Annotated in this window: 26 protein-coding genes; 21 read left to right on the top strand and 5 right to left on the bottom strand. The window is 72.4% G+C overall.

Annotation, left to right across the window (positions count from 1 at the left end; all coding sequences use genetic code 11):
* Nucleotides 1-3: 3 nt before the first annotated feature.
* Both leuD and C7S10_RS13520 read left to right on the top strand, forming a co-directional pair.
* Nucleotides 4-609: a 3-isopropylmalate dehydratase small subunit gene (gene leuD / locus C7S10_RS13525; RefSeq protein ID WP_108344952.1), complete on the top strand. Its 606-nt coding sequence runs from the start codon at nt 4-6 to the stop codon at nt 607-609.
* Nucleotides 610-753: 144 nt separating this feature from the next.
* Nucleotides 754-1,443, top strand: coding sequence for an HU family DNA-binding protein (locus tag C7S10_RS13520; protein ID WP_108344951.1), 690 nt, complete (start codon nt 754-756; stop codon nt 1,441-1,443).
* 44 nt (nt 1,444-1,487) lie between these two features.
* Here C7S10_RS13520 and cofC read toward each other — a convergent pair whose 3' ends face one another.
* Nucleotides 1,488-2,120, bottom strand: a complete 633-nt coding sequence (cofC, locus tag C7S10_RS13515) for a 2-phospho-L-lactate guanylyltransferase (protein WP_108344950.1) — start codon at nt 2,118-2,120, stop codon at nt 1,488-1,490.
* Between the two features lie 61 nt (nt 2,121-2,181).
* Here cofC and C7S10_RS13510 point away from each other — a divergent pair, with 61 nt between their 5' ends.
* The gene (locus C7S10_RS13510) at nt 2,182-2,943 is read left to right on the top strand and encodes a lysophospholipid acyltransferase family protein (RefSeq protein ID WP_108344949.1); all 762 of its coding nucleotides are present in this window, start codon (nt 2,182-2,184) and stop codon (nt 2,941-2,943) included.
* Entirely contained in the window at nt 2,940-3,941 is a 1,002-nt protein-coding gene (locus tag C7S10_RS13505; RefSeq protein ID WP_108344948.1) for an NAD(P)H-dependent glycerol-3-phosphate dehydrogenase, read from the top strand. The genes C7S10_RS13510 and C7S10_RS13505 overlap by 4 nt, the downstream gene beginning before the upstream one ends.
* 129 nt (nt 3,942-4,070) lie before the next feature.
* On the opposite strand, the gene C7S10_RS13500 is transcribed toward C7S10_RS13505, so the two are convergent.
* A complete protein-coding gene (locus C7S10_RS13500; protein WP_108344947.1) occupies nt 4,071-5,171 on the bottom strand; it encodes a trans-sulfuration enzyme family protein in 1,101 nt (366 codons plus the stop codon).
* A gap of 32 nt (nt 5,172-5,203) precedes the next feature.
* Here C7S10_RS13500 and C7S10_RS13495 point away from each other — a divergent pair, with 32 nt between their 5' ends.
* Nucleotides 5,204-6,319, top strand: a complete 1,116-nt coding sequence (locus C7S10_RS13495; protein ID WP_108344946.1) for a D-alanine--D-alanine ligase family protein — start codon at nt 5,204-5,206, stop codon at nt 6,317-6,319.
* Here the strand turns inward: C7S10_RS13495 and C7S10_RS13490 are convergent, their stop codons facing one another.
* Complete coding sequence (locus C7S10_RS13490) at nt 6,320-6,751, bottom strand: DUF3515 family protein (RefSeq protein WP_108344945.1); 432 nt, start codon at nt 6,749-6,751, stop codon at nt 6,320-6,322.
* Between the two features lie 32 nt (nt 6,752-6,783).
* Nucleotides 6,784-7,020, bottom strand: coding sequence for an Lrp/AsnC family transcriptional regulator (locus C7S10_RS13485; protein ID WP_108345005.1), 237 nt, complete (start codon nt 7,018-7,020; stop codon nt 6,784-6,786).
* Nucleotides 7,021-7,139: 119 nt separating this feature from the next.
* Between C7S10_RS13485 and C7S10_RS13480 the strand changes: the two genes are divergently transcribed.
* From C7S10_RS13480 to C7S10_RS13430, 11 genes are all read left to right on the top strand, one after another.
* Nucleotides 7,140-8,090, top strand: a complete 951-nt coding sequence (locus C7S10_RS13480) for a thiamine-phosphate kinase (RefSeq protein ID WP_108345004.1) — start codon at nt 7,140-7,142, stop codon at nt 8,088-8,090.
* A 125-nt stretch (nt 8,091-8,215) separates the two neighbouring features.
* Nucleotides 8,216-8,401 carry a 50S ribosomal protein L28 gene (gene rpmB, locus C7S10_RS13475; protein WP_036491057.1) on the top strand — a complete coding sequence of 62 codons (186 nt, stop codon included), beginning with the start codon at nt 8,216-8,218 and terminating at the stop codon, nt 8,399-8,401.
* A 124-nt stretch (nt 8,402-8,525) separates the two neighbouring features.
* Complete coding sequence (locus tag C7S10_RS13470) at nt 8,526-10,226, top strand: DAK2 domain-containing protein (RefSeq protein WP_108344944.1); 1,701 nt, start codon at nt 8,526-8,528, stop codon at nt 10,224-10,226.
* Nucleotides 10,227-12,434: an ATP-dependent DNA helicase RecG gene (locus C7S10_RS13465; protein ID WP_108344943.1), complete on the top strand. Its 2,208-nt coding sequence runs from the start codon at nt 10,227-10,229 to the stop codon at nt 12,432-12,434.
* Complete coding sequence (gene rsmD, locus C7S10_RS13460) at nt 12,431-13,009, top strand: 16S rRNA (guanine(966)-N(2))-methyltransferase RsmD (RefSeq protein WP_108344942.1); 579 nt, start codon at nt 12,431-12,433, stop codon at nt 13,007-13,009. Before C7S10_RS13465 ends, rsmD begins: the two co-directional genes overlap by 4 nt.
* 26 nt (nt 13,010-13,035) lie before the next feature.
* The gene (gene coaD / locus C7S10_RS13455; RefSeq protein WP_243395362.1) at nt 13,036-13,539 is read left to right on the top strand and encodes a pantetheine-phosphate adenylyltransferase; all 504 of its coding nucleotides are present in this window, start codon (nt 13,036-13,038) and stop codon (nt 13,537-13,539) included.
* 85 nt (nt 13,540-13,624) lie between these two features.
* Nucleotides 13,625-14,200, top strand: a complete 576-nt coding sequence (locus tag C7S10_RS13450; RefSeq protein WP_108344941.1) for a YceD family protein — start codon at nt 13,625-13,627, stop codon at nt 14,198-14,200.
* Between the two features lie 66 nt (nt 14,201-14,266).
* Nucleotides 14,267-14,452, top strand: a complete 186-nt coding sequence (rpmF, locus tag C7S10_RS13445; protein WP_108344940.1) for a 50S ribosomal protein L32 — start codon at nt 14,267-14,269, stop codon at nt 14,450-14,452.
* Between the two features lie 62 nt (nt 14,453-14,514).
* Nucleotides 14,515-15,180, top strand: a complete 666-nt coding sequence (gene rnc, locus C7S10_RS13440) for a ribonuclease III (protein WP_243395361.1) — start codon at nt 14,515-14,517, stop codon at nt 15,178-15,180.
* A 7-nt stretch (nt 15,181-15,187) separates the two neighbouring features.
* Nucleotides 15,188-16,066, top strand: coding sequence for a bifunctional DNA-formamidopyrimidine glycosylase/DNA-(apurinic or apyrimidinic site) lyase (gene mutM, locus C7S10_RS13435; RefSeq protein ID WP_108344939.1), 879 nt, complete (start codon nt 15,188-15,190; stop codon nt 16,064-16,066).
* Nucleotides 16,067-16,144: 78 nt separating this feature from the next.
* Entirely contained in the window at nt 16,145-16,351 is a 207-nt protein-coding gene (locus C7S10_RS13430; protein WP_108344938.1) for a hypothetical protein, read from the top strand.
* Between the two features lie 25 nt (nt 16,352-16,376).
* Here C7S10_RS13430 and C7S10_RS13425 read toward each other — a convergent pair whose 3' ends face one another.
* A complete protein-coding gene (locus C7S10_RS13425; protein ID WP_133176516.1) occupies nt 16,377-16,799 on the bottom strand; it encodes a hypothetical protein in 423 nt (140 codons plus the stop codon).
* Nucleotides 16,800-16,934: 135 nt separating this feature from the next.
* On the opposite strand from C7S10_RS13425, the gene C7S10_RS13420 reads away from it, so the two are divergent.
* The 5 genes from C7S10_RS13420 to ftsY all read left to right on the top strand — a co-directional run bounded on the left by C7S10_RS13420 (nt 16,935) and on the right by ftsY (nt 23,932).
* Entirely contained in the window at nt 16,935-18,203 is a 1,269-nt protein-coding gene (locus C7S10_RS13420; RefSeq protein ID WP_108344936.1) for an MFS transporter, read from the top strand.
* A 97-nt stretch (nt 18,204-18,300) separates the two neighbouring features.
* The gene (gene smc / locus C7S10_RS13415) at nt 18,301-21,852 is read left to right on the top strand and encodes a chromosome segregation protein SMC (RefSeq protein ID WP_108344935.1); all 3,552 of its coding nucleotides are present in this window, start codon (nt 18,301-18,303) and stop codon (nt 21,850-21,852) included.
* Nucleotides 21,849-22,292 carry an acyl-CoA thioesterase gene (locus C7S10_RS13410; RefSeq protein ID WP_108344934.1) on the top strand — a complete coding sequence of 148 codons (444 nt, stop codon included), beginning with the start codon at nt 21,849-21,851 and terminating at the stop codon, nt 22,290-22,292. Before smc ends, C7S10_RS13410 begins: the two co-directional genes overlap by 4 nt.
* Nucleotides 22,293-22,529: 237 nt before the next feature.
* Complete coding sequence (locus C7S10_RS13405; RefSeq protein WP_133176515.1) at nt 22,530-22,718, top strand: hypothetical protein; 189 nt, start codon at nt 22,530-22,532, stop codon at nt 22,716-22,718.
* 56 nt (nt 22,719-22,774) lie between these two features.
* A complete protein-coding gene (gene ftsY / locus C7S10_RS13400) occupies nt 22,775-23,932 on the top strand; it encodes a signal recognition particle-docking protein FtsY (protein ID WP_108344932.1) in 1,158 nt (385 codons plus the stop codon).
* Nucleotides 23,933-24,177: the final 245 nt, after the last annotated feature.

Raw genomic sequence — 24,177 nt, 5'->3', positions numbered from 1 at the left:
GTCATGGAGAAGTTCAGCACCCACACCGGGGTCGCGATGCCGCTCAAGCGCAGCAACGTCGACACCGACCAGATCATCCCGGCCGTCTACCTCAAGCGCGTCACGCGCAGCGGCTTCGAGGACGGGCTCTTCGCCGCGTGGCGCAGCGACCCGGACTTCGTGCTCAACCGCCCTGAGTACGCCGGTGCCACCGTCCTCGTCGCCGGACCCGACTTCGGCACGGGCTCCTCGCGCGAGCACGCCGTGTGGGCCCTGCAGAACTACGGCTTCAAGGCGGTCATCTCCTCGCGCTTCGCCGACATCTTCCGTGGCAACTCCGGCAAGGCCGGGCTGGTCGCGGCACAGGTCGACGAGAAGGTCGTCCAGCGCATCTGGGACCACCTCGACGAGCACCCCGGCGCGACCGTGACCGTCGACCTGGAGAGCCGCACCGTCAGGGCCGGCGAGGGTCCGGACGCGATCGAGGACTCCTTCGACATCGATGACTACACGCGCTGGCGTCTGCTCGAGGGCCTCGACGACATCGGCATCACGCTCGGTCACGGCGACGACATCGCGGCGTACGAGAGCACCCGACCGAGCTGGAAACCCGCTACCCAGCAGGCCTGAGCGCTTCTCGGGCCGCCGCGCCCCGCGAAAGAAAACGGCTGGAAACACCCTTCGGTGATTGTGAGCGCCGACACGTTTGCCTAGCGTGCCAAGCAGAACGCCGCGCACCGGCCCGGCGCCATGGGTTCATTGGAAGGGAAGCTAGTGAACAAGACACAGCTCATCGACGCGCTCGCCGCGCGATACGAGGGGAACCGCAAGCAGGCCGCGCACGCGCTCGAGTCGGTGCTCGACACGATCACCCGCGAGGTCGCCCGCGGTGAGAAGGTCGCCATCACCGGATTCGGTTCGTTCGAGAAGTCCGTGCGCAACGCCCGCTGGGTGCGCAACCCGCAGACCGGCGAGCGGATGAAGTCGAAGAAGAAGTCGGTGCCGAAGTTCTCCGCGGGCCAGGAGCTGAAGAACATCGTCTCCGGCGCCAAGAAGCTGCCGAAGCTGACTGCGGCCAACATGCCGTCGCCCCCGTCGGTGCGCACCGTCGCTGCCGCCGCCACCGCGACCGCGAGCGCCGCGGCCAAGAAGGCGGCGCCGGCCACGAAGGCCTCCACCGCCAAGAAGGCGGCCCCCGCCAAGAAGGCCTCCACCGCCAAGAAGGCCTCCACCGCGAAGAAGGCTCCGGCCAAGACCACCGCGGCGAAGAAGAGCACGGCCAAGACCACGGCGGCCAAGAGCACGACCGCCAAGACCTCGGCCGCCACGAAGGCACCCGCCGCCAAGAAGACCTCGACCGCGAAGACGACGGCCGCGAAGACGACGACCGCGAAGAAGGCGCCGGCCAAGAAGGCCACCGCCAAGAAGAGCACGACGAAGAAGACCGCGGCCAAGAAGTCCTGATCCACCCACGCCACGATGGCGGGCCACCTCCGGGTGGCCCGCCATCAGTGCGTGTGGAGCTCCCAGGCCCGGGCCGTGTGCGTCCCGACCCCGAGCCCGAGGACGACCTCGAGGTCGTGCGGCTCGTCGACGTCCACGCGCAGGGTCGGGCTGGGCGCCACCACCTCGCGGGCGCCGCCGGCCGCGTGGGCCACGGCCGAGCCGGGACCGAACGCGGGGTCGAAGAGCGGCAGCGGTGCGGCGTACATCGTCGTGCCGGTCCCGGCCGCGTCACGCACGAAGCTCGGCCCCGACACCTCGCGCAGGGCCGCCGCCAGGTCGTCGCTGCGCAGCGACGGCAGGTCGGCGCACAGGGCGACGGGCAGGGCGTGCGGCCAGCGGCGTACGGCCTCCGCCGCGGCCTGGCGCAGCGTGGCGTTGAGGTCCTCGGAGACGCCGTCGGGGATGACCGCGCAGCCGTCCGCGCGCAGGTCGGCGGCGAACCGGAAGTCGTCGGTGACGCCGAGGACGGCCTCGACCCCGGGCGTACGGCGAGCAGCGGCGACGGTGTCGCGGGCGAATGCGGCCGCGAGGTCGCGGCGCTGGTCGGGCGGGAACGCGTCGAGGCGTGACTTCCCGCGCGCCGGTGGTTTCACGGGCACGATCACGACGAAGGAGGGCGGGGGAGGGGGAGTCATGTCGGCCCCGATCCTCGCATCGTTGCGAGTAGCCTGCTCACCGACGATCAGGAGGACACGCGTGTCGGTTCGCAGGGTGCAGGACAGACGGGGATGGGCGATCAACTTCGCCGTCGCCACGATCAAGCCGACGCTGCTCGCGGCGACGTCGCGCACGTGGATCGACGGCGACAAGATCCCCGCCACCGGCGGCTGCCTCGTGGTCGCCAACCACATGTCCCACGTCGACCCGCTGCTGCTCGCGCACTTCGTCTACGACCACGGCCGGATCCCGCGCTACCTCGCGAAGTCAGGGCTGTTCCGCACGCGGTTCGTCGGCACGGTCCTGACGTCGGCCAACCAGATCCCGGTCGAGCGCCTGACCAAGAGCGCGGTCGGGGCGTACGACGCCGCCGTGCGTGCCGTCGACGACGGCGAGTGCGTCGTGGTCTACCCGGAGGGGACGCTGACCCGTGACCCCGACCTGTGGCCGATGAACGGGAAGTCCGGCGCCGCCCGGATCGCGCTCGCGACCGGCGCCCCGGTCATCCCGGTCGGGCACTGGGGCGCGCAGGAGGTGCTCTACCCGTACGCCAAGCGGCCCCACCTCCTCCCGCGCCGGCACATCACCATGAAGGCCGCCGACCCCGTGCCGCTCGACGACCTGCGCGCACTGCCGCAGACGCCCCAGGTCGTCAACGAGGCCACCGACCGCATCATGGCCGCGATCACCGACATCGTCGCCGAGCTCCGGGGCGAGACCGCGCCCGCCGAGCGGTTCGACCCGCGGAAGGCCGGGGTCAGGCAGACCGGCAACCCCCACGACACGAAGGACCGCCCATGACCAAGATCGCCGTCTTCAGCGCCGGGTCCTGGGGGACGGCCTTCTCCGTCGTGCTGGGTGACGCCGGCAACGACGTCGTCCTGTGGGCCCGCCGCGACGAGGTCGTCGAGGCGATCAACGGCAAGCGGGAGAACACCGGCTACCTGCCGGGCATCGAGCTGCCGCCGAGCGTGAGCGCCACCACCGACCCCGAGCAGGCGGCGGCCGACGCCGACATCGTCGTCCTCACGGTGCCCTCCCAGAGCCTGCGGGAGAACCTGACCGCGTGGGCGCCGGCGATCCCGGCGAAGGCCACGATGGTCTCGTTGATGAAGGGCGTCGAGCTCGGCTCGATCAAGCGGATGAGCGAGGTGATCGCCGAGGTCACCGGCGCCGGCCCCGAGCGCATCGCCGTCGTCAGCGGACCCAACCTGGCCAAGGAGATCGCCCGCCGCGAGCCCGCGGCCTCGGTGGTGGCGTGCGCCGACGAGGACGTCGCCAAGCAGCTGCAGCGCGCCTTCCACACGGCCGCGTTCCGGCCCTACACCTCGGTCGACGTGCTCGGCTGCGAGATCGGCGGCGCCTACAAGAACGTCGTCGGGCTCGCCGTCGGCATGGCGGTGGGGCTGGGCTTCGGTGACAACACGACCGCCTCGCTGATCACGCGCGGCCTCGCCGAGACCGCGCGCCTCGCCATGGCGCAGGGTGCCAACCCGCTCACGCTGATGGGCCTCGCCGGCCTGGGCGACCTCGTCGCCACCTGCTCATCACCTCTCTCGCGCAACCGGACCTTCGGGGAGAAGCTCGGCCAGGGCATGACGACCGAGGAGATCTACGCCTCGACGAGCCAGGTCGCCGAGGGTGCCAAGTCCTGCAAGTCGCTGCTCGGGCTGGCCCAGCGGGTCGGGGTGGACGCGCCGATCGCCGAGCACGTCGATGCCGTCGTGGACGGCCGGATGACCGCGCTGGAGATGATGGACAGCTTCATCTCGCGCGACACGAAGGCTGAGATGGGTTAGCTCCGGCGGAGGAACGACGCCGGGGCTACTGCCATCGAACGGTCGAGCACGCGCCGCGGCCGAGGGACGAGGGCGCGCAGCGCGCGGAGACCGCCTGGTCGGCGCCGGCGGACAGCTGGCGCCGACTCGTCAGCCGACGCAGCCGTCGAGCGCCGTACGCAGGTCGTCCCACAGGTCCTCGACGTCCTCGATGCCCACGGACAGCCGGACGAGCGCGTCGGGGATCGTCGGGGCCTCGGCCTTCCAGCGGCGTCGACGCTCGAAGGTCGACTCGACCCCGCCGAGCGAGGTGGCGTGCACCCACAGCTTCGTCTTGCGGGTGAGCAGGTCGGCGGCGATCGCCCCCTGCGCGAGCACGATCGACACGATGCCGCCGAAGCCGGGGTAGCGCACCTCGGCGATCGCCGGGTGGTCCGGCAGGCGGCGTACGAGCTCCTGCGCGTTGGCCTGGGCGCGCTCGACCCGGAGGTGGAGCGTCCGCATCCCGCGCAGCACGAGCCACGCCTCGAAGGCCCCGGGGACCGCGCCCATCAGGTCGCGGCGCCCCTTGATGACGGAGAAGAGCTCGTCGTCGTTGGTGCAGACGGCGCCGAGCAGGACGTCGCTGTGGCCGGCGAGGTACTTCGTCGCGGAGTGCACGACGAGGTCGACGCCCTGCGCGAGCGGGGTCTGGAGGAGCGGGGTCGCGAAGGTGTTGTCGACGACGACGTAGGCGCCGGCCTCGTGGGCGGCCGCGGTGATCGTCTCGATGTCGGCGACCTCGAGCGCCGGGTTGGTCGGGGACTCGAGCCACACCAGGGCGGCGTCGTCGCACGCCTTGACGACGGCGTCGGTGTCGGTGATGTCGACGAGCTCGGCGACGAGCCGGCCGCGCGCCTCGAGGTCGGCGAGCTGGAGCACGGTCCCGCTGTAGGAGTGGCGGGGGGCCACGACCTTGGCGCCGTGGCCGACGAGGTCGAGCACCGTGGTCACCGCCGCCATGCCGGACGCGAACGACAGGCAGCGCCCGCCCTCCAGCGCGCCCAGGGTGTCCTCCAGCGCGGTCCAGGTCGGGTTGGCGTAGCGGCCGTACTCCAGGTCGCCGCCGGCGACGTACGTCGAGGCCATCGTGATCGGTTCGTTGAGCGGCGCGTCGGGCTGGTGGGCCGGTCGGCCGGCTGTCACCGCGACCGTGCTGGGGCGCAGCGTGGCCGTCGGGGCGGACTCGGGCAGGGACGGGTCGGCAGCCATGCGGACCAGCGTAGGCCGATAGGGTCGGGCCAATGAACCAGCCCCGGAAGCCTCGCATCGCCGTCGTCTTCGGTGGCCGCTCCAGCGAGCACGGCATCTCCTGCGTCACCGCCGGCAGCGTGCTCGCGGCGATCGACCGGGAGAAGTACGACGTCGTCCCCGTCGGCATCGCCACGGACGGGCGCTGGGTGCTGGAGGCCGATGACGCCTCGCGCCTCGCGATCACCGGCAGCACCCTGCCCGAGGTCGACGCGTCCCGCTCGATGGTCGCGCTCCTCGGTGCGGCCGGCTCGACCGACCTCGTCGTCACCGACGCAGCGCAGGTGCCCGAGACCCTGGGCGCCGTCGACGTCGTCTTCCCGCTCCTGCACGGTCCGTGGGGCGAGGACGGCACCCTCCAGGGGATGCTGGAGATGGCCGGCGTGCGCTACGTCGGCTCGGGTGTGCTCGCCTCCGCCGTCGGCATGGACAAGGCCTACATGAAGATCGTGCTCGAGGCGGCCGGGCTGCCCGTCACGCCCGGCATCACCGTCACCCGGCGTGAGTGGCAGGTCGACCAGGTCTCCGCGATCGCGCGCGTCGAGGCACTGGGCTACCCCTCGTTCTCCAAGCCCGCCCGCGGCGGCTCGAGCATCGGCATCAGCAAGATCCACGACCGCGGCGAGATCGTCGAGGCCGTCGAGCTCGCCCTGCAGTACGACGCCAAGGTGCTCGTCGAGGTCGCGGTCGTCGGCGGCCGCGAGGTCGAGTGCGGCGTGCTCGCGACGACCGACGGTGCCCCCGAGACGTCGCGACCGGCCGAGGTCCGCACCGGTGGGGAGCACGAGTTCTACGACTTCGAGGCCAAGTACCTCGCCGACCAGCACACCGAGATCGACCTGCCCGCCGACCTGCCGCCCGAGGTCGAGCAAGAGCTGCGGGCGCACGCCGTCCGGGCGTTCGAGGCACTCTCCTGCGAGGGCCTCGCGCGGGTCGACTTCTTCGTCCTGCCCGACCACACGCTGATCATCAACGAGCTCAACACCATGCCGGGCTTCACCCCGACCTCGATGTTCCCGCAGATGTGGGCCGCCTCGGGCGTGAGCTATCCCGAGCTCGTCGACCGGTTGATCACCCTCGCGCTCGAGCGTGACACCGGCCTGCGCTGATCACAGGCAGGGCTTGCCCTCGGTGAGGGTGGAGGTGATGGCCGGCGCGATCGCGGCCAGGACCTCGTCGCTGCCGCGGTGCTCGGCGGGGATCAGCACGCTGACGCGGGGCGACCAGGTCAGCGCGGTCGCCACGATGTCGACGCCCGCGTCCTTCAGCTCCGCGGGGGGCAGGAACCACCCCACGTCACCGACGACCGTGCAGTCGGCGAAGTCGTCGTACGCCGCCGGGACCCCGACCCCGCAGGTGAGCTCGATCCCGCCCCACCGCGCCGCGCGGTCGGTGTCGTCGATGATGTCCTCGCCGGCGACCCGGTCGGGCAGGGCGGCCGTCAGCTCGGCGCAGGCCCCGGCGTCGTCGCGGGAGAGGTCGGGCAGGTCGGAGGTGCAGGCCGCGAGCACCACCAGGGTGGACGCAGCAACGCCCCGCATCCACCAGGACGCGGGGCGTTGACGGGTCAGGCTCAGATGTGGACGACGGGGCACGTCAGCGTGCGGGTGATGCCGTCGAGGTTCTGCACCTTGGAGACGACCAGCTTGCCGAGCTCGTCGACGTTGCGTGCCTCGGCGCGGACGATCACGTCGTAGGGGCCGGTGACGTCCTCGGCGAGCGTGACGCCCTTCACCTGGGCAATGGCCTTGGCGACGTCTGCTGCCTTGCCGACGTCGGTCTGGATCAGGATGTAGGCCTGGACGACCATCGTGGACTCCTCGGTGTCGATCGAAGTGTGTGCGAGCGCCAACCTACCGTGAGCGCCGCCACACCACGATAGGCGCCCGGCACGGGGCTGGCGATCGCCGATCTGGTCTGATGGGCGCCATGGCCCTCCCCCCTGACGCGACCGTCGCCGACGCCGGAGAGTTCGGCCTGATCGAGGCGTTCACGGCGCTCTTCGAGCAGGGCGAGCACGTGCTGATCGGCCCCGGTGACGACGCCGCGGTGCTGCGGATCCGCAACGGCCACGTGGTCGTGTCGACCGACCTGATGGTCGAGGGCCGGCACTTCCGCCGCGACTGGGCCAGCGCCGAGGACGTGGGTCACCGGGCCGCCGCCCAGAACATCTCCGACATCAACGCGATGGGTGGCAGCGCGCACTCGCTGACCATCGGGTTGGCGGCGCCCGCCGACCTGCCCGCCGCCTGGGCGCTCGACTTCGCCCGAGGCTTCGCCGCCGAGTGCGCGAGCGTCGGCGCCAGCGTGGTCGGGGGCGACCTGACCCGCGCCGACGAGATCATGGTCGCGGTGACGGTCATCGGCTCCTGCACGCAGGCCCCGGTGGTGCGCTCGGATGCGGTCGCGGGTGACGTGCTCGCGCTGACGGGCCGGCAGGGCTGGGCCGCCGGGGGGCTGGCGGTGCTGGGCCGCGGGTTCCGCTCGCCGCGGGTGCTCGTCGAGGCCTACCGACGGCCCCAGCCGCCGTACGCCGCGGGCCGGATCGCCGCCGAGGCCGGCGCCACCGCCATGATCGACGTCTCCGACGGCCTGCTCGCCGAGGCGGGGCACCTCGCCGACGCGAGCGGGGTCGCCATCGACGTACGCCGCTCCGCGTTCGACCTCGCCGAGCCGCTCGTCGCTGTGGGGTCCGCCCTGGGCGCCGACCCCCTCCAGTTCATCCTCGGTGGCGGCGACGACCATGCCCTCCTCGCCACGTTCCCCGACGCGGCCGCGGTCCCGGACGGCTGGCTCGTCGTCGGCGCGGTCAGCGAGGGCTCGGGGGTCACGGTCGACGGCGGGGAGTACGACGGGCCCACCGGGTGGACGCACTTCTGAGGGCGGTCCCGCTCGATTTCACCCATGCCGGGCGTTCGGATACTCTTGTGCGGTTGCTCGCTGGCCGTCACGGCCCCGGCGGGCCCGAGAACGCACACGAATCAACGAACTTTCAGGAGTACACGGTGGCTGCCGTCTGTGACATCTGCGCCAAGAAGCCCGGCTTCGGCAACAACCGACCCTGGTCGCGCAAGATTACGAAGCGTCGTTTCGACCCCAACATCCAGCGCGTCCGCGCCACCGTCAACGGTGCGCCGAAGCGTCTCAACGTCTGCACCGGCTGCATCAAGGCCGGCAAGGTCTCGCGCTGATCTGACGCAGCGCCCGGACGGGCCCCGAGAGCGCTGCTCTCGGGGCCCGTCCTGCTTCTCGGGCGTCGGTGGGCGGCGCTAGCCTGTGCCCTTCGGGCGCACACGACGGGGAAGGGGGCAGGCGATGGAGACCGTTCCGAGCGGGATCTCGACGGCCGGCCTGGCCCGCTTCGTCGAGATCGCCACCGACGCGCTGTCGGACGCGCGCGAGGAGATCGACGCGCTCAACGTCTATCCCGTGCCCGACGGCGACACCGGCACCAACATGTTCCTCACCGTCTCCGCGGCGCGTGATGCCATCGTGCAGGCCGTCGCCGAGGACCCGGAGCTCGACGTGCGCGACGCGTTGCGCGTCGTGGCGCGCGGGGCGCTGCTCGGCGCTCGCGGCAACTCCGGGGTCATCCTCAGCCAGATGTTCGGCGCCTACGTCTCCCGGCTGGCCGAGGGGCCGGGCGACCTCCGCAACGCGGCCATGACCGCGCAGGCCATGGAGCGCGCCACCGACGCCTCCTACTCAGCGGTGGGCGAGCCGGTGGAGGGGACGATCCTCACGGTCGCCCGCGCCGCCTCCGACGCGGCCCTGGCGCGGTCCGGGGACGACGGGGCCCGGGTCCGCGACGTGTTCACGGCCGCCGCCGCCGCAGCCCGCGACGCGCTCGTCCGCACTCCCACCCAGCTCAAGGCCCTCGGCGACGCCGGCGTCGTCGACGCCGGCGGTCGCGGCCTGTGCGTGGTCCTCGACGCCGCCGAGACGGTGTCCACCGGCCGCCGACCCTCACCCGTCCCGGCCGGGACGCACCGCGCCCCGGTGCCGGTCCCCGTGCTCGACGCCGAGGGCGTCGACCTCACGCCCGACGGCCCGTCCTACGAGGTGATGTACCTCCTCGACGCCGAGGCCGCCGCGATCCCCGTGCTGAAGAAGACGCTCGCCGGGCTGGGCGACAGCCTCGTGGTGGTGGGCGACGAGCGGCTGTGGAACGTCCACGTCCACGTCGACGACGTGGGAGCGGCGATCGAGGCGGGCATCGAGGCCGGCCGCCCCTACCGCGTGCGGGTCACCCACTTCGCCGAGCAGGTCGCCATGCACGGGGCCAGACAGGGGGCCAGGCAGGGGGCCAGACAGGGGGTCGGGCACGCGGAGGCACGCCGGTCCACCACGCGCAGCGGGCGCAAGGTCGTCGCCGTGGCCGCCGGCCCGGGCCTGGTGTCGCTGTTCGAGGAGGCCGGCGCCGTGGTGGTGCCCGGCGGTCCCGGCCGGCGACCCTCCACCGGCCAGATCCTCGACGCGATCATGGACTGCGGCGCCGCGGAGGTCGTGGTGCTGCCCAACGACGCCGACTCGATCCGGGTCGCCGAGATCGCCGCCCGCACCGCCGAGGAGGGCGGCGAGATCCGGGTCGAGGTGATCGCCTCCCACGCGCAGGTCCAGGGCCTGGCGGCCATCGCCGTCCACGACCCCGGTCGGGGCTTCGACCAGGACGTCCGCGAGATGACGGCGACCGCCCGGCACGCGCGCCACGGGGCGGTCACGGTCGCGGCCAAGCAGGCGATGACGATGGCCGGTCCGTGCGAGCCCGGGGACGTGCTCGGCGTGATCGCCGGTGACTTCGCCATCGTCGGCCAGGACGCGCACGCCGTCGCGGCGGGCGTCATCGAGCGGCTGCTCGGCGGTGGCGGTGAGCTCGTCACGATCGTCTCCGGGGCCGAGGGCGAGGCCCTGGCGGCCGAGGCAGCGGCGTACGTCGAGAGCGTGCACCCGGCCGTCGACGTCGTCGTCCACGACGGGGGACAGGAGCGCTACCCCCTGCTGGTGAGCGTGGAGTGAATGGTCTCGATCACCCCTGAGTCGCCCGTGGCGAGCGTCTTCGGACGCTCGCCCAAGCGCAAGCTCGTCGAGGAGGGCCTCGGCATCACCACCGTCGGGGGGTTGCTGCGGCACTTCCCGCGTCGCTACGTCGAGACCAACGAGCTCTCGGAGGTCGGCAACCCCGAGGTCGGGCAGCTGCTCTCCGTCGTCGGCGAGGTGACCAGCAGCGCGGTGAAGACCTTCCAGCGCGGTCGGAAGGTGCAGTACCGCACCGAGGTCCGGATCAAGACCAACGGGCCGTCCTTCTCGCTGTCCTTCTTCAGCCCCTACGCCGGTCAGGCCAACTCGTACGTCGAGCAGATGCGCCCTGGCAGTCGCGGGCTGTTCACGGGCAAGACGAAGGTCTTCAACGGCACCTGGCAGCTCGAGCAGCCCCACCAGCTGATGTTCGGCGACGGCGAGGGGGAGGACGAGACGCTCAGCAAGCTGCTCCCCGTCTACCCCCTGACCAACAAGCTCTACGTCTGGGACCTGATCAAGGTCATCCGGGTCGCGCTCGACCTGGTCACCGACGTGCCCGACATGCTCACCCGCGAGCTGCGCGAGCGCTACGACGTGCTCGATGTGATGACCGCGCTGCGGCTGGTCCACGGGCCCGACGACTACTCCCAGGCAGGAGCCGGCCAGCGGCGGTTCCGGTTCGAGGAGGCGCTGGTCCTGCAGCTCGTGCTGGCCCGGCGCCGGGCCGCGCAGCGCGCCCTCGGCGCCCAGGCACGCAGCGGCGGCGGCGGAGTGCTCGCCGCCTTCGACGCCCGCCTGCCCTTCGAGCTGACGTCCGGGCAGCGTGAGATCGGCGAGCTGCTCGAGTCCGAGCTCGCCGAGCCGCACCCGATGAACCGCCTGCTCCAGGGCGAGGTCGGGTCCGGCAAGACCCTCGTCGCGCTGCGCGCCATGCTCCGCGTCGTCGACTCCGGCGGACAGGCGGTGCTGCTCGCGCCGACCGAGGTGCTCGCCCAGCAGCACCACCGCTCGATCGCCGCCATGCTCGGCGACCTGGCCCAGGGCGGGATGCTCGGGAGCGCCGCCGACGCGACCTCCGTGGCCCTGTTGACCGGGTCGATGCCCAAGGCCGCCAAGGACCGTGCCCTCGCCGCGATGGCGAGCGGCGAGGCGGGCATCGTCATCGGCACCCACGCCCTGCTGGAGGACTCGGTGGCCTTCGCCGACCTCGGACTGGTCGTCGTCGACGAGCAGCACCGCTTCGGCGTCAAGCAGCGCGCCGCCCTGACCGACAAGGCCGGGTCACCCCCGCACGTCCTGGTGATGACGGCGACCCCCATCCCGCGCACCGTCGCCATGACGGTCTTCGGCGACCTCGAGACCTCCGTGCTCACCGAGCTCCCGGCCGGTCGCGCCCCGATCCAGACCAACGTCGTGCCGCTCGCCGAGCAGCCGTCGTGGATCGGCCGGGTGTGGGAGCGCGTGCGCGAGGAGGTCGCCAAGGGCCACCAGGTGTACGTCGTGTGCCCCCGCATCAGCGGCGACACCCTGGAGGAGGGCGAGAGCGACCAGCTCGACGTCGACGAGGACGGTGAGGTCACGACGAAGAAGGTCCCGCTCGCCGCCGTCGAGGACCTCCACGAGGAGCTCAGCGGGGGAGCGCTGCACGGCCTGCGCACCGCGATCCTCCACGGCAGGCTGCCACCGGAGGAGAAGGACCGCACGATGCGCGCCTTTGCGGCCGGCGAGATCGACGTGCTGGTATCGACCACGGTGATCGAGGTCGGGGTCGACGTCCACAACGCCACGACGATGGTGCTGCTCGACGCCGACCGGTTCGGGGTCAGCCAGCTCCACCAGCTCCGCGGCCGGGTGGGTCGAGGTGGGCTGCCCGGCCTGTGCCTGCTCGTGTCCCGCGCCGAGGCCGACACCCCGGCCCGCGAGCGGCTCGACGCCGTCGCCGCGACCACGGACGGCTTCGAGCTCAGCCGCGTCGACCTCGAGCAGCGTCGCGAGGGCGACGTGCTGGGCGCCAACCAGTCGGGGTTCCGCTCGAGCCTGGTCACGCTGCGGGTGCTGCGCGACGAGAAGACGATCATCCGCGCCCGCGAGGCCGCCGACGAGCTGCTCGCGGAGGACGCCGACCTCGCGCCCTACCCCGACCTCGCCGCCGCCGTCACCGCCGTCGAGGACTCCCAGCGCTCCGAGTTCGTGGACAAGTCATGACGCGGATCATCGGGGGAGCGGCGGGCGGCCGGCGGCTCGTCACGCCCAGGGGCGTCGCGACGCGTCCCACCAGCGACCGGGTGCGCGAGGCACTCTTCTCCGCCGTCGAGGCGTGGTGCGGCTCCCTCGACGGGCTGCGGTTCCTCGACCTCTACGCCGGCTCGGGCGCGGTCGGGCTCGAGGCGTGGTCGCGCGGCGCCGGGGTCGTGACCTTCGTCGAGCACGACCGCCGCACGGCCGCCCTCATCGCCCGCAACGCCGAGGCGCTCGGAGCGGCCCGCACCAACGTCAACCCCGCCGCCGTCGCGACCGCGCTGCGCAAGACCCCGACCGCGCCGTACGACATCGCCTTCCTCGACCCGCCCTACCCGCTCCCCGACGCCGACGTCACCGGCGCGCTCGCCGCGCTGGTCGCCCACGAGTGGCTGGTGCCCGGCGCGCTCGTGGTCGTGGAGCGGTCCGTGCGCGGACCCGAGCTCGTCTGGCCGGCCGGGCTGGAGGGGGAGCGGTCGAAGAAGTACGGCGAGACGGTGCTTTGGTACGGTCACGCCGCCCCCAGCGCCACCACCCTTTGACCCATCCGATCCAGGAGTCGAGTGCCATGCCCGGACGACTGCACAGGGCCGTGTGCCCCGGATCCTTCGACCCGGTGACCCACGGCCACCTCGACGTCATCGAGAAGGCAGCGAAGCTCTTCGACGAGGTCATCGTCGGGGTCGGGGTCAACCAGTCCAAGAGCCGACTCTTCGCCCCCGACGAGCGCATGGACATGCTCACGCGCGCCTGCGCCGGATGGGACAACGTGCGTGTCGACGGGTTCACCGGCCTGCTGACCGACTTCTGCCTCCAGCACGACATCGACGCGATCGTGAAGGGCCTGCGCGCGGTCAGCGACTTCGACTACGAGCTCCAGATGGCCCAGATGAACTCCAGCCTCGCCCCCGTCGAGACCGTCTTCGTGCCCACCAGCCCCGAGTGGTCCTTCGTGGCGAGCAGCCTGGTCAAGGAGGTGGCCACCTTCGGCGGCGACGTCACCGGGCTGGTGCCCGACTTCGTGCGCGACCTGCTGGTCGAGCGGCTCGCCGAGCGCGCCGGCGGCCAGTGATCTCAGCCGACCCCGTTTTGCCCGTTCACCCGCCCGACGGCTACGCTTTCGTGGTTCTGTTCAGTGTTCGGACCGGAGTGACATCGTGACCAGCCTGGACCCGAGAGCGCCGCTCGTGCTCGACACACGCGAGCTCGGCCGGCGCCCGGGGTCCCAGCTGGAGACGGTACGCACCGAGCCGGCACCGGCAGAACTTGGCATCGAAGTCCTGCATGTCCCCGAAGGATCGCCGGTCGAGCTCGACCTGCGGCTGGAGGCGGTCATGGAGGGCGTGCTGGTCTCCGGCTCCGCTACGGCAGGGCTGGTCGGCGAATGCGCACGGTGCCTGGAACCGATCGAGGACGACATCACGGTCCGGTTCCAGGAGCTGTTCGTCTACGACGACACCCGGCACGACCCGTCCGACGAGGACCTGGACGACGAGGTCAGCCGGCTCGAGGACGACCTGCTCGACCTCGAGCCACTGCTGCGGGACGCGGTGGTGCTCGCACTACCGTTCCAGCCGCTGTGCAGGGAGGACTGTCCCGGACTGTGCGTCGAGTGTGGCGCCCGGCTCGCCGATGATCCCGACCACGCACACGAGGAGCAGATCGATCCGCGCTGGGCCGGTCTCACGGCGCTCAGCGAGCAGGACCTGCAGGACCCCAGCACCACCGACTGACCAGCTCGACCCAGACTCACACGCAACGACCGGGGTGTCCCGGTCGGCAACACCTAGGAGAGAACCATGGCTGTCCCGAAGCGGAAGATGTCGCGCAGCAACACGCGCCACCGCCGGTCGCAGTGGAAGGCCGTCGCGCCGAGCCTCGTGACCTGTGCCAACCCGGCCTGCGAGGCGAAGCACCTGCCGCACCGCGCCTGCGGTGCCTGCGGCCAGTACGGCGCTCGCGCCGACCGTCGCCAGGTCCTCTGAGCCGGCTCCAGCCAACTCCGCTGAGCACCCAGGAGCTGCGCGAGGCGCTCGGGAACCCCACGTTGGATCCCGAGCTCCTCGAGCGCGCCCTGACCCACCGCTCGTACGCCTACGAGAACGGTGGTATCCCCACCAACGAGCGCCTCGAGTTCCTCGGCGACTCGGTGCTGGGCGTCGTGGTCACCGAGACGCTCTACACCAACCACCCCGATCTCTCCGAGGGGCGGCTGGCCAAGCTGCGCGCGGCCGTGGTCAACGCCCGGGCGCTCGCCGAGGTGGCGCGGGCGATCGACCTCGGCCAGCACATCAAGCTCGGCCGCGGTGAGGAGTCAACCGGCGGTCGCGAGAAGGCCTCGATCCTCTCCGACACCGTCGAGGCCGTGATCGGTGCGATCCACATGAGTGGCGGCATCGAGTCGTCCGCCGAGGTCGTGCACCGGCTCTTCGACGACGTCATGGTCGCCGCCGCCTCGATGGGCGCCGGCCTGGACTGGAAGACCTCCCTCCAGGAGCTCTCGGCGTCGCTGGCCCTCGGCGTGCCCGACTACGTGATCGAGGACGACGGCCCCGACCACATGAAGACCTTCGTCGCCCGGGTCCGGGTCGGCGACCAGCTCTACGGCCACGGCACCGGCCGTTCGAAGAAGCAGGCCGAGCAGGGGGCCGCCGAGACGGCCTACCTCGAGCTCTCGGCCGGCGCCGCCGACGGCGCCACCGAGCAGGCCTGACCTCCGGGTGCCCGAGCTCCCCGAGGTCGAGGTCGTCCGCGCTGGCCTCGCCCGCCACGTCACCGGTGCGGCGGTCACCGCCGTGGAGGTGCTCCACCCGCGACCGCTGCGGCGCGACCCCCGCGGGTCCGACGGGTTCGTGGCCGCCCTGGTCGGGCGCCGCATCGAGGCCGTACGCCGCCGCGGCAAGTACTTCTGGGTCGCCCTCGACTCCGGCGACGCCGTGCTCGGCCACCTCGGCATGAGCGGGCAGATGCTGCTCCAGCGGCCCGGGGCGGAGGACGAGCGGCACCTGCGGGTGCGGTTCGGGCTCACCGACGCCGCCGGCGAGCCGCTCGAGATGCGCTTCGTCGACCAGCGCATGTTCGGCGGGCTCCTCGTCTCCCAGGGCGGCGCGGGGCTGCCGAGCGAGATCGCCCACATCGGTCGCGACCCGCTCGACCCCGAGTTCGACCTCGTCGAGGTCGCGCGCCGCATGCGACGACGTGCGGTCGGGGTCAAGAGACAGCTGCTCGACCAGAACCTCGTCTCGGGCATCGGCAACATCTACGCGGACGAGGCGCTGTGGCGCTCGCAGCTGCACTACGACCGACCCGGCGACCGTCTCACGGCCACGCAGGCGACCGACGTGCTCACCCAGGCCACCGAGGTGATGCGAGACGCCCTCGGTCAGGGCGGCACGTCCTTCGACGCGCTCTACGTCAACGTCAACGGGGAGTCGGGCTACTTCGACCGGTCGCTGCACGCCTACGGGCGTGAGGGAGAGCCGTGCGACCGCTGCGGCACGCCGATGCGGCGCGCGAGCTTCATGAACCGGTCGTCCTTCTTCTGCCCCGTGTGCCAGCGACCCCCGCGGGCGCGTCGCAAACCGATCGCGTCACATTGACCCGCGCGACGCCGGGTGGGACTCTTGTAGACGGTCGTATCCCGCGACCTCACTGATTTCCTCGAAGGGGCGCACCTCATGGCGAAGGCGCTGATCGGCTACCTCCACAGCGACCAACGCGTCTCCCCTCGCCTGGGTCTGGACAACCAGCGGCTGCGCGGCCGGGTGGCCGAGCTCGAGACGCTGGTGCTCCGCCTCCAGGCCGAGAACGACCGGCTCCGCGCCGCCCAGGCGACGGCCGAGCTCGAGGCCGGGATCCTCGAGGCGGAGATGCTCCCGGCCTGAGGGCGGTGGGGCCGCTGGCCGGCTCTCAGACCTTCTTGGCCAGCATCGTCGCGCTGTCGCCGGAGCGCGGCTCCGTCCACGTGACCCGGAGCTTGGCGCCCTCGCGCCTGACCTTTGCGTTCACGGGCGAGACACAGGTGACGCCGCCGGCCGGATCGCGGGTGATGCGCTCGACGAACTTCACGGCGCCGCCGGACTTCCCGCGCATGGCCCACTTCCCCGAGCACATGCCGGGGTAGGACACCCTCCCGGTCCAGCGCCCCCGAGCGTTCTTCCGGATGGTGACCTTGGCGGTGTAGCCGGCCGAGGCGCCGTTGTCGCCGTACACCCCGCCCTTCCAGGAGCCGGCGATCGACCTGGCCTGCTCGGCGACGGTCGCCTCGGCCGCGACCGTCGGGCCGACGAGCGCTGCCGCGGCGGCCACGGCCACGAGTGTCGTTCGGATCATGTGCGTCCCCCTGAGTCCACGCCGTGCCCGGATGGCCCGGCGGAGTCAGGCCATGTGACCACGATCCGTGGGCCGGGGAAAGGGGCCGATATCTCGGAGGCGCGGAGGGCGGGGGATCGGTAGCCTCCTCGTCTTGTGAGCCGCCTGGTCGAGACCGTCTTCCCCGAGCGGCTCGGTCGCAGCTTCCGGTGGCTGGTGGCGTCGTCGTGGACCACCAACATCGGCGACGGCCTGATGATGGCCGCGGGGCCGCTCCTCGTCGCGTCGCAGACCCATGACCCGACCCTGGTCGCGGCGGCCACCATGGCCCGCCTGCTGCCGTGGCTGCTCTTCGGGCTGATCGCGGGCGCCCTGGCCGACCGGCTGGACCGGCGGCTCGTGGTGATGGTGATGGACGGGGCGCGAGCCGTCGTGCTCGCCGGCCTGTGCGCCGTCATCTACACCGGCCAGGTCAACATCTGGCTCGTCCTGGTCGCGATGTTCCTGGTCGGGGTGGCCGAGGTGTTCGCCGACACCACGACCAGCACGCTGACGCCGATGCTGGTCGACAAGGAGGACCTCGGCGTCGCCAACGCCCGGATCATGGCCGGCTTCCTGACCGCCAACCAGCTCGTCGGGCCTGCCGTCGGGGCGGTGCTCTTCACCGCCGGCATGGCCTGGCCGTTCCTCGTCCAGACGATCTGCGTCGGCATGGGGGTCGTGCTCGTCTCCCGGATCGCCACGCCCAAGGGCGCCGTGCGCGAGCACGTCGACACGCACGTCCGGCAGGACATCGTCGAGGGCGTGCGCTGGCTGATGGGCAACGGCCCGGTGCGCACGCTGGCGCTGGTCATCGTCGCGTTCAACGTCACCTGGGCCGCGCCGTGGGCCGTGCTGGTGCTGTGGGCGCTGCAGCGCGTCGGCATCGACGAGGCCGGTTTCGGCCTGCTGACCACGGCGTCCGCGCTCGGCGGACTGCTCGGCACCTTCTCCTACGGCCGGATCGAGAAACGGGTCCCGCTGGCGACGCTGATGCGCGCCGTGCTGGCCTGCGAGGTGGTGTTTCACCTGGCGATGGCGCTCACCACCTCGCCGTACGCCGCCTATCCGCTGATGTTCTTCTTCGGCGCCTATGCGTTCGTCTGGGGCACCCTGTCCAACGCGGTGCGCCAGCGCGCGGTGCCCACCGAGTTCCAGGGGCGGGTGGGGTCGGTCTACATGCTCTGCGTGATGGGCGGGATGATGGCCGGCTCCTTCCTCGGCGGCCTGATCGCGCGCCAGTGGGGCGTCACGGCGCCGTGGTGGTTCGCGTTCATCGGCTCGGGTCTCACCCTCGCGCTGGTGTGGCGCGAGCTGGCGAAGATCGCGCATGCCGACGAGGCGGGCGTCGTCGAGGTCCCCGACGAGGCCAGTCCGGGCCGTTAGGGTGGTCGTGCTTCCCCAGCCACGCGCGGGAGTCTGAGAGGATGCCGCGTTCGTCCGTCCCATCGCGCCCACCGGAAACCTGCAGGGGAGCTGCACGTTGTACCTCAAGAGCCTGACGCTGAAGGGCTTCAAGTCCTTCGCGTCCGCGACGACGCTCCAGCTCGAGCCCGGGATCACCTGCATCGTCGGCCCCAACGGCTCCGGCAAGTCCAACGTCGTCGACGCGCTCGCGTGGGTGATGGGCGAGCAGGGCGCCAAGTCGCTGCGCGGCGGCAAGATGGAGGACGTCATCTTCGCCGGCACCAGCGGTCGCCCGCCGCTGGGTCGTGCCGAGGTCGCGCTGACGATCGACAACAGCGACGGGGCGCTGCCCATCGAGTACGCCGAGGTCACGATCTCGCGCACGATGTTCCGCAACGGCGGCTCGGAGTACGCCATCAACGGCAGCAGCTGCCGGCTGCTCGACGTGCAGGAGCTGCTCAGCGACTCGGGCATCGGGCGCGAGATGCACGTCATCGTCGGCCAGGGCCAGCTCGACACGATCCTGCACGCGACCCCCGAGGACCGCCGCGGCTTCATCGAGGAGGCGGCCGGCGTCCTCAAGCACCGCAAGCGCAAGGAGAAGGCGCTCCGCAAGCTCGACTCCACCGAGGGCAACCTGACCCGGCTCAACGACCTCCTCACCGAGATCCGCCGCCAGCTCAAGCCGCTCGGCCGTCAGGCCGAGGTCGCCCGCAAGGCGGCCTCCGTGCAGGCCGACGTGCGTGACGCCCGTGCGCGGCTCGTCGCCGACGACCTCGTCCGCGCGCGGCAGGCCCTCGAGCAGGAGATGGCCGACGAGACGATCCTGGTCGAGCGGCGCGCCGAGGTGGAGGCCGCGATCGAGCAGGCGCGCGAGCAGGAGAGCGCCATCGAGGCCGCGCTCCGCACCGACCTCCCTGCCCTGGCGCAGGCACAGGAGACGTGGTTCGCCCTGTCCGGGCTCAAGGAGCGGCTCCGCGGCACGCAGTCCCTGGCCGCCGAGCGGCTGCGCAACGCGGCCGGGGCCGCCGAGTCCGACACGGTCGACTCGGGTCGGGACCCCGACGAGCTCGAGGCCCAGGCCGAGCGCGTGCGCGCGCAGGAGGCGGAGATCGCCGCGCAGGTCGAGGAGCACCGGGCGGCTCTCGAGGCCGCGGTGGGGGAGCGGCGTACGTCCGAGGAGGCCGCGGCCGAGGAGGAGCGCCGCATCGCCGGGCTGGTCCGGGCGGCGGCCGACCGCCGTGAGGGGCTCGCCCGGCTGCACGGGCAGGTCAACGCCCTGAAGTCGCGCGCGGCTGCCGCCGCCGACGAGATCGGCCGCCTCACCTCCGCCCGCGAGGAGGCGCTCGCCCGCGCCGCCCGCGCCCAGAAGGACTTCACGGCCCTCGAGACCCGCGTCGCCGGGCTCGACGCCGGCGAGGAGGGGCTCGACGCGGAGCACGAGGCCGCCGTCGCCGCCCTCGACGACATCGACGAGCGGCTCGCCAAGGCGCGCGAGGAGGCCCAGCAGGCCGACCGTGACCGCGCCGGGCTGGTCGCACGCCGCGACGCGCTCGAGCTCGGCCTCAACCGCAAGGACGGCGCCGGCGCCCTGCTCGCGGCCACCGACTCCGTGTCCGGGCTGCTGGGGTCCGTCGCCGCCCTGCTGAGCGTGCGGTCCGGCTACGAGGCCGCCGTCGCGGCCGCCCTCGGCACGGCCGCCGACGCGGTCGTGGTCACCGGGGCCGACGCCGCCGTCGAGGCGATCGCCCACCTGAAGGGCGACGACCTCGGGCGGGCCGGCCTGCTCCTCGGGGGCGGTCCCACGGACGACACCGCGTGGCCCTCGCTGCCCGCGCACGCGACGTACGCCCTCGACGTGGTGGAGGCACCCGCCGACATCCGCGCCGCGGTCGCGCGACTGCTGTTCAAGGTCGCGGTGGTCGACGACCTCGCGGCGGCCCGGGCGCTGGTGGCCGACCTGCCGGACGTGACCACCGTGACCCGTGAGGGCGACCTGATGGGGGCTCACTTCGCGGCCGGCGGCTCCTCCAGCCAGCCCAGCCTCCTCGAGATCCAGGCGGCCGTCGACGAGGCCGTGACCCAGCTGCAGGAGGCCACCGCCTCGACCGAACGCCTCGGCTTCGAGATCTCGCGCCTCGAGGCGGAGCGGCACGACGCGCTCAAGCGGGCCGACGTCGCGCTCGCCAAGCTCCACGAGTCGGACGCCACGCTCGCGGCCGTCGCCGAGGAGCTGGGCCAGCACGGCTCCCAGGCGCGCGCGGCCCGCGGCGAGGCCGAGCGGCTCGAGCGTGCGATCGCCACGGCGGAGACGGCCCGCGAGGCCGACAGCGCCGGCCTGGTCGACCTCGAGCAGCGGCTCGCGACCGCAGAGGAGGCCCCCGACGAGGAGCCCGACCTCACCGAGCGCGACCGGCTGGTCGAGGCGGCCAAGGCGTCCCGCCAGGGTGAGATGGACGCACGCCTCGCCCTGCGCACCACCGAGGAGCGGGCCCGTGCCCTGCACGGCCGGGCCGACTCGCTGGTGCGGGCGGCGCAGGCCGAGCGCGACTCACGCGCCCGGGCCACGGAGCGCCGCGAGCGGCTGATCCGCGAAGGGGCCGCCGCCGAGGCGGTCAACGCCGGGGTGACCGCGGTGCTCGTGCGGCTCGAGCGCAGCGTGATGCTGGCCGCCGACGCGCGCGCCGCCGTCGAGGAGTCCCGCCAGGAGCGCGAGCAGCAGCTGCTGACGGCCCGCACGTCCCTGCGTGACCTGGGCCGTGAGCACGACGAGCTCGTCAACTCCGTCCACCGCGACGAGATGGCCCGCACCCAGCAGAGGATGCGCATCGAGCAGCTCGAGGAGCGCGCGCTCGAGGAGCTGGGCATGGACGCCGCCGGTCTGGTCAGCGACTACGGCCCCGAGACACTGGTGCCGTTCTTCGGCGAGGTGGCCGAGGACGAGATCGCGCCCGAGCCGGTGCCGTTCGTGCGCGAGGAGCAGCAGAAGCGGCTCAAGACCGCCGAGCGTGCCCTCGCCATGCTGGGGCGGGTCAACCCGCTGGCGCTGGAGGAGTTCTCGGCGATGGAGGAGCGGCACAAGTTCCTCACTGAGCAGCTCGAGGACCTGCGACGCACCCGCAAGGACCTGCTCGACATCGTCCGCGAGGTCGACGACCGGGTCCAGCAGGTCTTCCGCGAGGCCTACGCCGACGTCGAGAAGGCGTTCGACGCGACCTTCGCGCGGCTCTTCCCGGGTGGCGAGGGCCGGCTCGTTCTCACCGAGCCCGACGACATGCTCAACACCGGGATCGAGGTCGAGGCCCGCCCGGCCGGCAAGAAGGTCAAGCGGCTCTCGCTGCTCTCCGGTGGCGAGCGGTCGCTGGTCGCCGTTGCCTTCCTCGTCGCGCTCTTCAAGGCCAGGCCCTCGCCGTTCTACATCCTCGACGAGGTCGAGGCCGCACTCGACGACACCAACCTCGGTCGGCTGCTGGAGATCTACGAGGAGCTGCGGGAGAACTCCCAGCTGCTCGTGATCACCCACCAGAAGCGCACCATGGAGGTCGGCGACGCGCTCTACGGCGTCACGATGCGCGGCGACGGCGTCTCCGCGGTCATCTCCCAACGGCTCGAGCGGGAGCCGGCGTGAGCACGCCCCGCCCCACGCGCGCCGACTATGTCGCCTGGCGGACCGCGACGACCCGCTGGCGCGACGACGACGCCTACGGCCACCTGAACAACGCGACGTACTACGAGCTGTTCGACACGGCCGTCAACGCGCACCTCTACGAGCGGACCGGCGTCGACGTGCGGGCGCTGCCGCAGATCGGCGTGGTCGCCGAGACGTCGTGCCGCTACTTCCGCGAGATCGGCTTCCCCGAGCCGATCGAGATGGGCATGGTCGTCGACAAGGTCGGCACGTCCTCCGTCATCTACCGCATCGGGCTCTTCCAGGGCGAGTCCGACGAGGCGGCCGCCGAGGGACGGTTCGTGCACGTCTACGTCGACAACGCCCACGGCGCGGGCCAGCGCCCCGTCGTACCGATCCCCGACGTCATCCGGATCGCGGTCGAACCGCTGCTGCGCTGATCGCCCGCTCGCGCGCCCGGCATGGGCTGCCTCGCGGTGCCCCAGCGGTGCCCCAGCGGTGCCTGACCCACCTTCCTCGACGGGGGAGCGTGGCTCACTCACCGCTCGGTGAGGCTGAGCAGGGCTGAGCGTGTCATCCACGGTGTGGGCGGCGACACACCCGGGGCGCGGGCGGGGAGTCGTGGTCACGGCCCCGCGTGTGTCACCGTGGTCGGGACCGCACCGCATCCTCGGGAGTTGAACACCATGCTGGCCATCACGCTCATGATGCTGCTGATCCTCGTCGTGTCCGCGGCTGTCGTGCTGTACGTCGCCTACCCGCACCGGGGCGAGGACCTGCCCGTCGTCCCGCAGCTCGGCGACGCGATGCGCAAGGGCGTCGACTCGCTGCCGACCATCGGCGACCACGAGGACATCCGCGCCTGATCGACCTCGCTCCCACCGGGCGCGAGAGGGCGGCTGCTGCGTGGTTGGATTGCGCCATGGACTTCCTCGGTGACTGGCTCTACCTGATCATCGGCATCGCCGTCGTCGGCGTGCTCGTGCTCGTCGGTCTGCTGACCGGCAGCCGGCGCAAGGTGCCGCCGGGTCGCGGCACCGACGTCATCGCGCCGCCGGAGCCGGGCGCCCCCGCCGACGTCGAGGCGCCGGCCGAGCCCGGTGCGGGCACGGTCGAGGAGGCCGAGGCTCCCGCTCCCGCAGCGCCGACGCTGGAGAAGCCTGAGGGCACCGCGTCGCGCCTGGTCCGCCTGCGGCAGCGGCTCGCCGGCTCGCAGGGCACCCTGGGCCGCGGACTGCTGGCGCTGTTGAGCCGCGACCGGCTCGACGAGGACACCTGGGAGTCGATCGAGGACACCCTGCTCACTGCCGACATCGGCGTCGCGCCCACCACCCAGCTGGTCGAGCGCCTCCGCTCCCGGCTGCGGGTCGAGGGCCAGCCCGCCGACGCGCGCGCGGTGCTGCGTGAGGAGCTGCTCGAGCTCGTCGACCCGACCATGGACCGCCGGCTGCAGGTCAGCGGCGCCGACGGCAAGCCCGGCGTGGTGCTCGTCGTCGGCGTCAACGGCGCCGGCAAGACGACCACCGTCGGCAAGCTCGCGCGCATCCTCGTCGCCGAGGACCGCACCGTGAAGCTCGGCGCGGCCGACACCTTCCGCGCCGCCGCCGTCGAGCAGCTCGCGACGTGGGGCGAACGGGTCGGCGTCGACGTGGTGCGCGGGCCCGAGGGCTCCGATCCCGCCAGCGTCGCCTTCGAGGCGGTCAAGCAGGGCGTCGAGGAGGGCGTCGACACCGTGCTCGTCGACACCGCCGGGCGGCTCCAGAACAAGGCCGGGCTGATGGACGAGCTCGGCAAGGTCAAGCGCGTCATCGAGAAGCAGGCCCCGGTCACCGAGGTGCTTCTCGTGCTCGACGCGACCACCGGTCAGAACGGCATGATCCAGGCGCGGGTCTTCAGCGAGATCGTGGACGTCACGGGCATCGTTCTCACCAAGCTCGACGGGTCGGCCAAGGGCGGCATCGTCGTCGCGGTGCAGCGCGAGCTCGGGGTGCCGGTCAAGCTCGTCGGGCTCGGCGAGGGCGCCGACGACCTCGCGCCCTTCGACGCCGGCGCCTTCGTCGACGCGCTGCTCGGCGGCTGACGGGGCCTCGGCCGGCGCATCGCCGTACGCCGCCTCGGCGAGGTGGCGGCAGATCGCAGCGATTCGGCCGTCGGATCGGCGAGGTGCCGCCACCACCGCACCGTCCCCTGTGAGGGTGGCGGCAGATCGCAGCCATGGGGCCGCCGCGTCGGCGAGGTGCCGCCACCACGGCACCGTCCCCTGTGAGAGTGGCGGCAGATCGCAGCCATGGGGCCGCCGCGTCGGCGAGGTGCCGCCACCACGGC

It is taken from the genome of Nocardioides currus (assembly GCF_003057875.1).
Lineage (GTDB): Bacteria > Actinomycetota > Actinomycetes > Propionibacteriales > Nocardioidaceae > Nocardioides > Nocardioides currus.
The sequence above is the reverse complement of the archived record's forward strand: the minus strand, read 5'-3'. Positions and strand labels throughout refer to the sequence as shown.

What these genes read in the sequence shown, in the direction of transcription:
- leuD (WP_108344952.1), top strand. Translation starts at nt 4, where the DNA reads ATGGAGAAGTTCAGCACCCACACCGGGGTCGCGATGCCGCTCAAGCGC.
- cofC (WP_108344950.1), bottom strand. Translation starts at nt 2,120, where the DNA reads ATGACTCCCCCTCCCCCGCCCTCCTTCGTCGTGATCGTGCCCGTGAAA.
- C7S10_RS13505 (WP_108344948.1), top strand. Translation starts at nt 2,940, where the DNA reads ATGACCAAGATCGCCGTCTTCAGCGCCGGGTCCTGGGGGACGGCCTTC.
- C7S10_RS13500 (WP_108344947.1), bottom strand. Translation starts at nt 5,171, where the DNA reads ATGGCTGCCGACCCGTCCCTGCCCGAGTCCGCCCCGACGGCCACGCTG.
- C7S10_RS13495 (WP_108344946.1), top strand. Translation starts at nt 5,204, where the DNA reads ATGAACCAGCCCCGGAAGCCTCGCATCGCCGTCGTCTTCGGTGGCCGC.
- C7S10_RS13490 (WP_108344945.1), bottom strand. Translation starts at nt 6,751, where the DNA reads ATGCGGGGCGTTGCTGCGTCCACCCTGGTGGTGCTCGCGGCCTGCACC.
- C7S10_RS13485 (WP_108345005.1), bottom strand. Translation starts at nt 7,020, where the DNA reads ATGGTCGTCCAGGCCTACATCCTGATCCAGACCGACGTCGGCAAGGCA.
- C7S10_RS13480 (WP_108345004.1), top strand. Translation starts at nt 7,140, where the DNA reads ATGGCCCTCCCCCCTGACGCGACCGTCGCCGACGCCGGAGAGTTCGGC.
- C7S10_RS13470 (WP_108344944.1), top strand. Translation starts at nt 8,526, where the DNA reads ATGGAGACCGTTCCGAGCGGGATCTCGACGGCCGGCCTGGCCCGCTTC.
- C7S10_RS13465 (WP_108344943.1), top strand. Translation starts at nt 10,227, where the DNA reads ATGGTCTCGATCACCCCTGAGTCGCCCGTGGCGAGCGTCTTCGGACGC.
- rsmD (WP_108344942.1), top strand. Translation starts at nt 12,431, where the DNA reads ATGACGCGGATCATCGGGGGAGCGGCGGGCGGCCGGCGGCTCGTCACG.
- coaD (WP_243395362.1), top strand. Translation starts at nt 13,036, where the DNA reads ATGCCCGGACGACTGCACAGGGCCGTGTGCCCCGGATCCTTCGACCCG.
- rpmF (WP_108344940.1), top strand. Translation starts at nt 14,267, where the DNA reads ATGGCTGTCCCGAAGCGGAAGATGTCGCGCAGCAACACGCGCCACCGC.
- C7S10_RS13430 (WP_108344938.1), top strand. Translation starts at nt 16,145, where the DNA reads ATGGCGAAGGCGCTGATCGGCTACCTCCACAGCGACCAACGCGTCTCC.
- C7S10_RS13425 (WP_133176516.1), bottom strand. Translation starts at nt 16,799, where the DNA reads ATGATCCGAACGACACTCGTGGCCGTGGCCGCCGCGGCAGCGCTCGTC.
- ftsY (WP_108344932.1), top strand. Translation starts at nt 22,775, where the DNA reads ATGGACTTCCTCGGTGACTGGCTCTACCTGATCATCGGCATCGCCGTC.